Below are 8,750 nucleotides of genomic sequence, written 5' to 3' on the forward strand. Positions count from 1 at the left end.
GACGGGCTCATGCCGGCCGGCCTGCCCGGCGGCACCCTCACCGTCCGGCACCCCGGCCTCGCCGTGGTGCCGCAGCCGGCGTCGCCGTCGCTCCGCATCACCCATCACCCGACCGTACCGCCCCGACCGCCCGGCGTGCCCGCCGCTGCCCGCGTCAGAAGACCTCCATCGGGGCCGGGGCGCGGTGCCAGCCGAAGGCCGGACCGGCCGCCGCCAGCGTCCCCGGAACGAGTTCCCGGACCCGGCCTGCGGCGGCGAGCGCCCCCAGCCCGGCCCCGCCGAGGTAGAGCTCGCCGAGGGCGGCCACGTCGCAGGCGAGCTGGGCCGCCGCCGTGGTGGGCGTGCACTCGGCCCCGGACGGCCCACCGACCAGCCGCCACCGGCCGGCGTTCTCCGGCAGCAGGTCGTCGGTGACCTCGATGACCACGTCGACGTCGGTGGCGTACCGGCGGGCGGCCAACGCGGCGGAGACGTCCACGAGGCGCACCCAGAGGGCGTCGGAGAGGTGGGCACCGAGCTGCCGCGGCTCGTTCACCAGCCACAGCAGCGGCTCGTCCACGGCGGCGATACGGAACGACAGCCGCCGGGTCAGGTCGATCGACAGCAGCAGCCGCCACAGCGCCTGATAGGCGGCCGGGTTCCCGGCGACCACCTCGTCGACCCGCACCTCGCCGCGCGGGCCGCTCCGGTCCCACTCCTCCTTCGTCCGGTAGAGCGCGTACCCGTCGAGGCCGTCGGGTCCCTCGTGCAGCAGCACCCGGCGCTCGGTGGCGCCGCCCCGCAGGCTCTTCACGTCGGCGAGCACGTACGCCCACCAGCGCTCGTCGCGGCTGGACCAGCCGGGGCGGTCGGCGCGGACCCGCTCGTACAGCCGGGCCAGCTCGGCCTGGTGCGGGGCCGGCCGGTCCAGGCGGAGCGTGCCCTCGGCGGACGCCGGTTCCGGCAGCCGCAGTTCGGTGGTCTCGCAGGTCAGGGTGAGTTGCTGCACGGCCATGCCGTAGCCGAACCGGGAGTAGATCCGGCCCTCGCTGGCCCAGAGCACCGCGACCGGTTCGCGACCGGCGTCGCGGACCTCGCGGAGCTGCCGGCGCATCAGCCCGGTGAGCAGGCCCCGGCGGCGGTGGGTCGGGGCGACCGAGACCATGGTCACGTGCGCGGCGGGCACGCTGGCGCCCGGCACGGCCAGCTCGCGGCTGAACGCCCCGGCGTGTGCCACGGCGGTCCCGCCGTCGCGGACCAGCAGCGAGCGTTCCGGCTCGAAGGCGCCGCGCTCGACCTCCAGCAGCTCGGGGTCGAGGTCGCCGTGGAAGGCGAGGGCCAGCAGTTGGGTGATCTCGTCGAAGTCGTCGGCCCGGGGTACCAGCGCGTCGGTCATCGGATGTGTCTAGCCCATCACCTTCGGGGTCGGCGACCGATTTGCCGGCTCGCTACCCTCGGAATCGTGGCCGGCGTCGGTCGAGGGGGAGGAAGAGATGGCGGACCAGACACAGCCGTGGGCCGAACGCACCGTGGAGGTGCCGCCGCAGCCCGGTGTCGGGGTGGTGCCACCGCAGCGCGACGAGTTCCGGCGCGGGGTGGCCGCCGTGGGGCAGCAGCGTACGCCCCGGACCGAGCAGTTCGGCGCCGTCGACCCGGCCGGCTGGTCCGGTGACTCCGCACCGCACCGGCCGTTGAGCTGGCACCTGGCGCGGCTGCGCCGGGGCGGGGAGTGGAGCGCGGCGGGCGCCCTCTTCGCCTTCGTCTGCTGGGGCATCTGGGCGATCTCCGGGCGCGGCGACCTCGGCGCCCCGCTGCTCATCTTCGGGCTCAGCCTGCTGACGGCCGTCGGCCTCTTCGCGCTCGCCCGGCTGGTCGGCCGGTTGGTCTGGGAGCGGCAGCTGGGCCGGGTGCGCCGCAGCGCCCGGGGCGCGCACCTGCTGACCGCGCTCTTCCTGGTCGGGGTGGGCGTCGCCTACCTGCAGCAGACCGAGTGGGTCGTGGCGGCCTGGAACTGGGTCACCGGCAACTGACCTCGTGGCCGCGGGCGGGACGGCGTCCACCGCCCCGCCCGCGCGCCCGGTCGCGGTACGCCGCGCCGCCGGTCGTCACTCCACCAGGACGGCGGTCCCATTACCCGGCCGGGCGCGGTTCATCCGTCACCCGTCCGTGAAGCGGTAGATCACGAACTCCTTGGCCGACCCGCAGGCGATCACCTCGGCGTTCCACGAGCAGGACTCGCCGCGGACGTCCTTGAGGTCGCCCAGCGGGACCATCTTGCCGGACCTCGCGCCCACTCCGGTCACACTGCGGTCGTCCTCGCTGCCGGTCAGCCGTCTGGCGAACAGCAGCAGGTTGCCGGCGTCGACCCGGACGGCCACCCCGTCCTCGTCGTCGAGCACCCGCGCACCGTCCGGCCCGAACAGGGTGACCGCCGGTTCCGGGTACGTCCGGGTGGCCAGCACCCGCTCGCCGACCGGCACGAGCTGCTCCATGCCCGGCGCCGGCCAGCGCCGTGGATCCTTCCCCTCGGTCGCGGCCACCACTGTGGCGGTCTTCACGTCGGAGTTCGCCACCTCGAGCAGGCAGGCCCGGTGCTCGCCGCACGGCACCAGCCCCTTGGCCCGGTGCTTGTCGTCGGCGCGATAGAGCACGCTCGGCTGCGCCTCGCTCCCCAGGTCGTACGCGAGCAGCCGTCCGTCGTCACCCGCCACGTACAGCCGGTCCTCGTGGGCGGCGACCAGGTCGTCCGGCTTGGCCACGGCGTTCCAGCGGCGTACCTCGTCGCCGGAGGAGACGTCGATCAGCCGGACGGAGCGGTCCGCGCTGACCTGCACGAGTCGGCGGACCGGCTCCGCCTGCAGGTTGCGCGGCGCGCCGTCGACGAAGCCCGGGCCGGCCAGCCCCTCGTCGGTGGTCACCGGGTACACGCTGGTCCGCGAGCTGCCGTACTCGTCGGTCAGGTCGGCGCGGGACCACCGCCGCGTACCGTCGCGCAGGTTGAGGCCGATCAGTTGCTTGCCGGTCCGGTCGGCGAGGACCGCCACCTCGGCGCCGGCGAAGAGCACGTCGTCCCCGTGCACCATGCGGTGCCACCGCGGCCTGCCCGTGCCGGCGTCGAGCACCTCCAGCTCGCGCGGGGTGCTGCTGCTCGCCGCGTCCGCGAGGAGCGCCACCGCGCCGGGCAGCGCGACGACCCCGCGCCAGCGGTCGGCGGAGCCGGTGCTCTGCCCGTGCCACAACTCCTCGCCGGTGCCCGCCTCGACGGCGATCACCGCCAACCGGCCGTCGTTCCGGGGATAGGCCAGGTAGGCGCGGTCGCCCGTGATGGCGGTGAACATGTCCGTCGGTCGGTCCTCGCCCACCGAGATCCGCGTCCCCTTGCCGACTCCCTTGAAGTCCAGCTCGGGGTGACGGTCCCGGGTCAGGTACAGAACCGCCGCCGTGGCCACGCCGGCGAGGGCCACCACCGCGCCGAGCGAGATCCACAGCGCCCGTGAGCGCCGGCCGCCGCGGGCCGGCGCCGCCGGTGATCCCGGCACCCCCGGCCCGGGTACGCCCGACCATCCCGCCTGCGGCACGCCCGGCCACGGCCCCGCCTGCTGCGGGATCCCCGCGGCGCCGTGAGGCGGGCCACCGGCCGCGCGCGCCGCTCCGGCGGGAGCCCCGGCCGCACCGTTGTACGGGTTACCTGCCGCTTTGGCCGAGCCGGCGCCGCCGGGAGGCGCGGCGGCGCCGCCCGGCCCGCCGCTGCCAGCGGGGACAGTTGCGGCGACGTCGGCCGGTGGCGTGCCCGGGTCGAGCGGCACCGTGCCGCCCGGGCCGACACCGGGCCGGGGAGCCGTGTCGCCCTCGGCGGACCTCATCGCGGCCACCGGCAGCGGGGGAGCGGCAGCCCGGTTCCGGCGTAGCGGCAGGTCGGTCAGCGCGCCTTCGGCGACGGGCAGTTCCGGCTGCTCCAGCACGGTGGGCGCGATTCCCAGCTCGGCGTGGAGCAGCCGCGCCACCAGCGGGATCCGGGACGACCCGCCGACCAGGAACAGCCCGGCCAGCCGCTCGGGCGTCAGCCCGGCGGCGGTGATCACCCGCCGCGTCTCGGCGACCGCCCGGCGCAGCAACGGCACCGTGACCCGCTCCAGCTCCTCCCGGGTCAGCGGTACGGTCGCCTCGACCCCCGGCACGGCCACCGGCGCGACCGTGCCGCGCGAGAGCATCTCCTTCGCGCCCCGCACGTTCTCGGCGAACTGGAGCCGGTCCCGCCACTGGGTGGCGTTCGCCGGCTCGACCAGCCGCGCCCACTCGGCGGGGTGGGCGGCGACGATCCGCTCGCCCAGCAGCGCGTGCAGGGCGGCGTCGAGATCGAGCCCGCCCAGGTCGGCCAGCCCGCCGCAGGAGACGACGGTGAAGCCGGAGTCGCCCCACGGGTCGGCGCCCTCGTTGCGGACCACGGCGACGTCCAGCGTCCCGCCGCCGAAGTCGAAGACCGCCACGGAGTCGCCGACCGGAACCGGACGGCGCAGCACCTCGGTGTAGTAGCGCGCGGCCGCCACCGGCTCGCGCAGCAGCCGGGTCCCCGGCGGGGTGGGACCGGACAGGGTGTGCTCGGCGGCCGACGGCCAGCCCGCCCCCGCGAGCGCGTCGGCGAGCACCTGGCGGCGGCCGGCGTCCCAGGTCGCGGGGCAGGTGACCACCGCGGGCGGGAGGAACCCGACCGCGCCCACCGCCGCCTCGCCGATCTCGTGAAGCACCGCGGCCAGCAGCTCGGCCGGGCTGTGCCGTCGGTCCCCGAGCGCCACGACCGGTTCGTCGACGCGGCGCTTCGGGTTCGGCTCGTACCGGTCCGGGTCGGCCTGGGCCAGCCGCTGGGCGTCCCGCCCGACGTGCAGGCGGCCCTCGGCGTCGGCGTACACCCCGGAGGGGAGGATCGGCTGCCCGTCCACGAGCAACGGCCGGGTACGCCCGTCCGGCCAGCGCAGCACGGCCACCGTGTTCGAGGTGCCGAGGTCGACGCCGAGGGCGAAACCGTCCTGCTGGCCTGACATCCGTCGCTACCTCCACCCGCTGAGGAGATGTCCGGTTCCGCATCGTACGCAGCACCCACCGCCTCATGATCTCCGGTGCGAGCGGACCAGGTGGAGTCCCTACCGGCCGCGCTGAGGGCCGGCTGCCGGGACCGTCGTCAGTGGACCGATTGGCCCGCGTCTTCACTCCGAAGGACTTCGCGTCGACCGGCATCATCGACGAGCTGGTCACCGTTATCCCACCGGTCCAACAACCTCGCCTGAAGCGTCACGGGTGCCTCAGCGGCCCCCGGCACGGCCACACCCCCGTCGGGCGCGCTCGCTGTCCGCGTCTGCGATCTGCGTGCCCGATGTCCGGTTTGTGGGGTGGGGTGTTGCCGCTCCCCACGCCGCCGCAGGAACCAACAGGAACGCGACGAAGCCGACCAGTAGCCTGCTCGCCCGTCGACCAGGGCTGCGGCTTCGAAGGATGGTGATAGGCGTGACCCCACTACCGGTAGATCTGCAGCTGGACGTGGACGGATCGGCTGGCGACCTGAGTGATGTGGCGTACGAGTGGCTGGAGGGAGTGTCCGCGCGGTTGCTGCCGGACGAGCGACAGGAGCTGGCACCCCTCCCCGCCCGTGCCGAGAAGGGGCTGGGGGAGCCGGGTTCCCTCTTCGGCGTGCTTGCGGTATCGCGCGGAGGGATCACCGCTCCTGCGAAGACGACGGAGCGCAACTGCTCCGCTTCTGGCCTGGCCTGGCTGAGAAAGGAACTGGCCGACCTTCCGGAGATGGCGATCCTTGATATCGGCGTCTTCGACGAGTCGGGGCACCGCGGCAAGCGGCTTCTGATGCTCGTTGTTCGCCGTCATCCGGTCTCGCCTCAATGGCTTCGGCTGTCGGTGTTGGAAAGTGACGAGCGGCTCGACAGATCGGCCGAGAGCCTCAGGTTGCAGCAGGGGTGGCTGGAGACGCTTCGCGCTTACGCGAAGAAGTGGGATGCCGGGTTTGGCCACATCTCCTATGGCCACGGGCTTGGCGCGACCGCGCTGGAGGACTGTCTGCCGGCCCGGGTCAACCCTCCGGAGCAGCGTGAGCCCGAGCACACGGTGAACGAGTGCCGGCGGTACCTGCGGGGGTACTCGTGGTTGACGATCGTCCCGAAGGAGTTGGCCGCGCACCTCGGCGGGCAGAAGGGGGTGACGGAGACAGGCGCCTTCAGGCGGGTGGACGCCCTGCCCGGTGGCGCACTGTGGCTACAGGCCACGGAGCGGTTCGAGGAGTTTCATGGCGATGCCGTGGTGCGTGTCTTCGACGCTCTTGCCCCGGTGCTGCGGCCGGGCCTGCCTGTCGAGATCCCCCGGTATCCGGGCCAACCCCCTCACCTGCTGGTCTTCGAGGACGCGGCCGAACGTCCCGGAAAGCGGTAGCGCGCTCGTGGTGGCGAGCGCCGGAGTGAGCGCGTAGTGGTCCGTGGATGGCCCGCAAGATCAGAGCGGGGGAATGGCTGGCTTGAGCCAGGATCGGGGATACGCCCCCCACCTGGGCCGGAGGGCTGTGGAGCGGGCGACGGGAATCGAACCCGCACCGTCAGTTTGGAAGATCGCGCTCAACGAGCCGCGATGCCCGAAACGCCTGCTGTCGGCGGCAGAGCTCGGTGCCGCTCGTGCCCGCTCATGACCGCTGCGCGCCACGGCTACTGGCCCGTGGATGACCCGCGCCGGTACGAGCGGGTGACCGCCCTGGACATCGGCTACCGGCACGTGGATGGCACGGACCACGCGTATGGGATCGAGGCCCTAAGCTGTCGCGATGCCAGAGCACGGCGTGATCGATCTCGACGAGCACAACCATGTGCCGGCCGAATCGGATGCCACCACTACCCGTCGTCGTGCGGTCAACAAGGCCCAGCTGCGCCTCGTCGCCGCCTTCGTGGTCGGCTTGCTGCTGGGCGGGATCAGTATCAACGAGTTGCGAGACTTACGTGAGCAGCGGGAACGGGTCGAGTTGGTCGCACTCGCCGTCATACCGGGGTCGACCCGTGAGGACGGCGTCGTTACCAACGGCGTCGCTGAACTGGACGGGTCGGTGGAAGTGACTAACTTTGGCCCTCTGCCGGTCACGATTCGTGCGGTTCAAGCGCAGACATCTGGCGTCCTGATTCAGGACACCGGCCAGCCCCAGCCGTTGCGCCCCGGCAACACCCGCTGGCTCGACGTCAAGCTGCGGCTTCAGTGCACGCCCGAAGTGGGGAGAGAGCCGTTGTCGATGCGCCTTTCCGTAGAGACCGCCGACAGGCAAATCAGAGAAGTCCACTACCCCGTAGCCCTGCACGCAAGCGACTGGCACGTCCAGGCTGCGCTCCTGTGCATGCGAGCAGGTCGAGACCGCTGAGACATGGCAGCCGGGGGCCAAGGGCTTGAAACGATCTCCTCGTCGGGCAGTCGCCAGACCGTCCGGGGAGGCTGGTAGCCCTTGCGGTGCCCGGCGAGGTGATCCGTCCCCGGCCGATCTCTGAGGAGGGCCGGGGTTCGGGGCGGAGCCCCGAGGTCTTCGTAGTCCTGTCGTCCCCAAGCGTGGCCGGCCGGCCCGGCCGATGCCGGCCGGAGGTCGCCAGCGAGCTCATGCAGCGAATGGGGCACGCGAGCATGCGGGCGGCGTTGATCTACCAGCACGCGACCAGCGAGCGGGACCGCGAAATCGCTTCGGCCATGGACCGGCGGATTGCCGGTCAGGCGGACGGCCGACGGACCAAGTGATCGCTACTCTGCAAACGCTCACCAGCAGAAGGATCGATCGCGTGTCGGAAGCCTGGCTCAGCTATGACCACCAGTTCGCGCCTGGCGAGGAAATCTTCCGCTCGGAGCGCGAGTTTTCGGTGTGGGCATACACGGTGAGTCATAGCCAGCTGCTACTTCGGGCGCGGGTGGCGGGCGGTCAGCCCCGACTAGACGTGCTGTTCAAGCCGGTCGAGGCGGTGAAGATCCGCACCGACTACGAGGGACTTGCCATCCGATGCGCCACGTTCGAGGAACGCCATCGAATTCTGTCCGACCTGGGCCAGATCGGATCGCGCAGTCGGGTCCTCATGTTGGTGAGCGGCGGCGGCTCGGACTACGTGATCTCCTCGGCCGTCGGCTGGAAAGAGGACCACGGTGACGACCGGGATCCAAGCAGCCTTGCGTTCTTCCCACCGGGTACCGACCCGAAGCGGATCCTGCCCGGCGAGTAGTGGCCCACGGATGGGCCCACAAGATCCGAGCGGGGGAGTGGCCGACCGGCCCAGGATCGGGGGATCCAACCTCTGACCTGGGCCGGAGGCCGTTGGAGCGGGCGACGGGAATCGAACCCGCACCGTCAGTTTGGAAGGTGCCTTGAGTGGACCTGAGCCGATAGGTTGATCTACAGGGTGAGCAGCCGCCTCTTGGTCCGTAGGGACGGAGTGACGGGGCGTCAGATCGCGGAGAGTGCCCATCGTTGGCCGGTGTTGACCGCTAGATCGGGCACGTGCCGGGCACGGTGGCGGCGCTGGCTGGACTGCTGGAAGGACGAAGATCGCCGCCACGGGATACCCGACCGCTGTACTCGCCGGACTGGGTGCAGACCACAACTCTCGCCACCTCCACGGTGTGTGACCGCTGGCAGCCCACCAGGCTGTCGTACACTCGTACGCATCGATCTCGGAGGTTGATGGGCGTGACGTTGTTGAGTGGGGCGTTCCCGGCTAGCCGAGATTTTGACGCCGTGCCGTTGGGAGGGCATGCCAGCA

At 72.3% G+C, this 8,750-nt stretch carries 6 protein-coding genes; 4 read left to right on the forward strand and 2 right to left on the reverse strand.

Annotated features, from left to right (window positions below):
• Positions 1 to 154 precede the first annotated feature (154 nt).
• Complete coding sequence (locus ACNAVT_RS16845; protein ID WP_416297293.1) at positions 155 to 1,375, reverse strand: GNAT family N-acetyltransferase; 1,221 nt, start codon at positions 1,373 to 1,375, stop codon at positions 155 to 157.
• A gap of 97 nt (positions 1,376 to 1,472) precedes the next feature.
• On the opposite strand from ACNAVT_RS16845, the gene ACNAVT_RS16850 reads away from it, so the two are divergent.
• The gene (locus ACNAVT_RS16850) at positions 1,473 to 2,009 is read left to right on the forward strand and encodes a hypothetical protein (RefSeq protein ID WP_416297294.1); all 537 of its coding nucleotides are present in this window, start codon (positions 1,473 to 1,475) and stop codon (positions 2,007 to 2,009) included.
• Between the two features lie 126 nt (positions 2,010 to 2,135).
• On the opposite strand, the gene ACNAVT_RS16855 is transcribed toward ACNAVT_RS16850, so the two are convergent.
• Positions 2,136 to 5,018, reverse strand: a complete 2,883-nt coding sequence (locus ACNAVT_RS16855) for an Hsp70 family protein (RefSeq protein WP_416297295.1) — start codon at positions 5,016 to 5,018, stop codon at positions 2,136 to 2,138.
• A gap of 460 nt (positions 5,019 to 5,478) precedes the next feature.
• Between ACNAVT_RS16855 and ACNAVT_RS16860 the strand changes: the two genes are divergently transcribed.
• The 3 genes from ACNAVT_RS16860 (at position 5,479) to ACNAVT_RS16870 (ending at position 8,213) form a co-directional block, all read left to right on the forward strand.
• Complete coding sequence (locus ACNAVT_RS16860) at positions 5,479 to 6,411, forward strand: hypothetical protein (protein ID WP_416297297.1); 933 nt, start codon at positions 5,479 to 5,481, stop codon at positions 6,409 to 6,411.
• Between the two features lie 382 nt (positions 6,412 to 6,793).
• A complete protein-coding gene (locus ACNAVT_RS16865; protein ID WP_416297298.1) occupies positions 6,794 to 7,375 on the forward strand; it encodes a hypothetical protein in 582 nt (193 codons plus the stop codon).
• A gap of 406 nt (positions 7,376 to 7,781) precedes the next feature.
• Entirely contained in the window at positions 7,782 to 8,213 is a 432-nt protein-coding gene (locus tag ACNAVT_RS16870) for a hypothetical protein (protein WP_416297300.1), read from the forward strand.
• Positions 8,214 to 8,750: the final 537 nt, after the last annotated feature.

The organism is Micromonospora sp. SL4-19 (assembly GCF_047921475.1).
Classification (GTDB): Bacteria; Actinomycetota; Actinomycetes; order Mycobacteriales; family Micromonosporaceae; genus Micromonospora.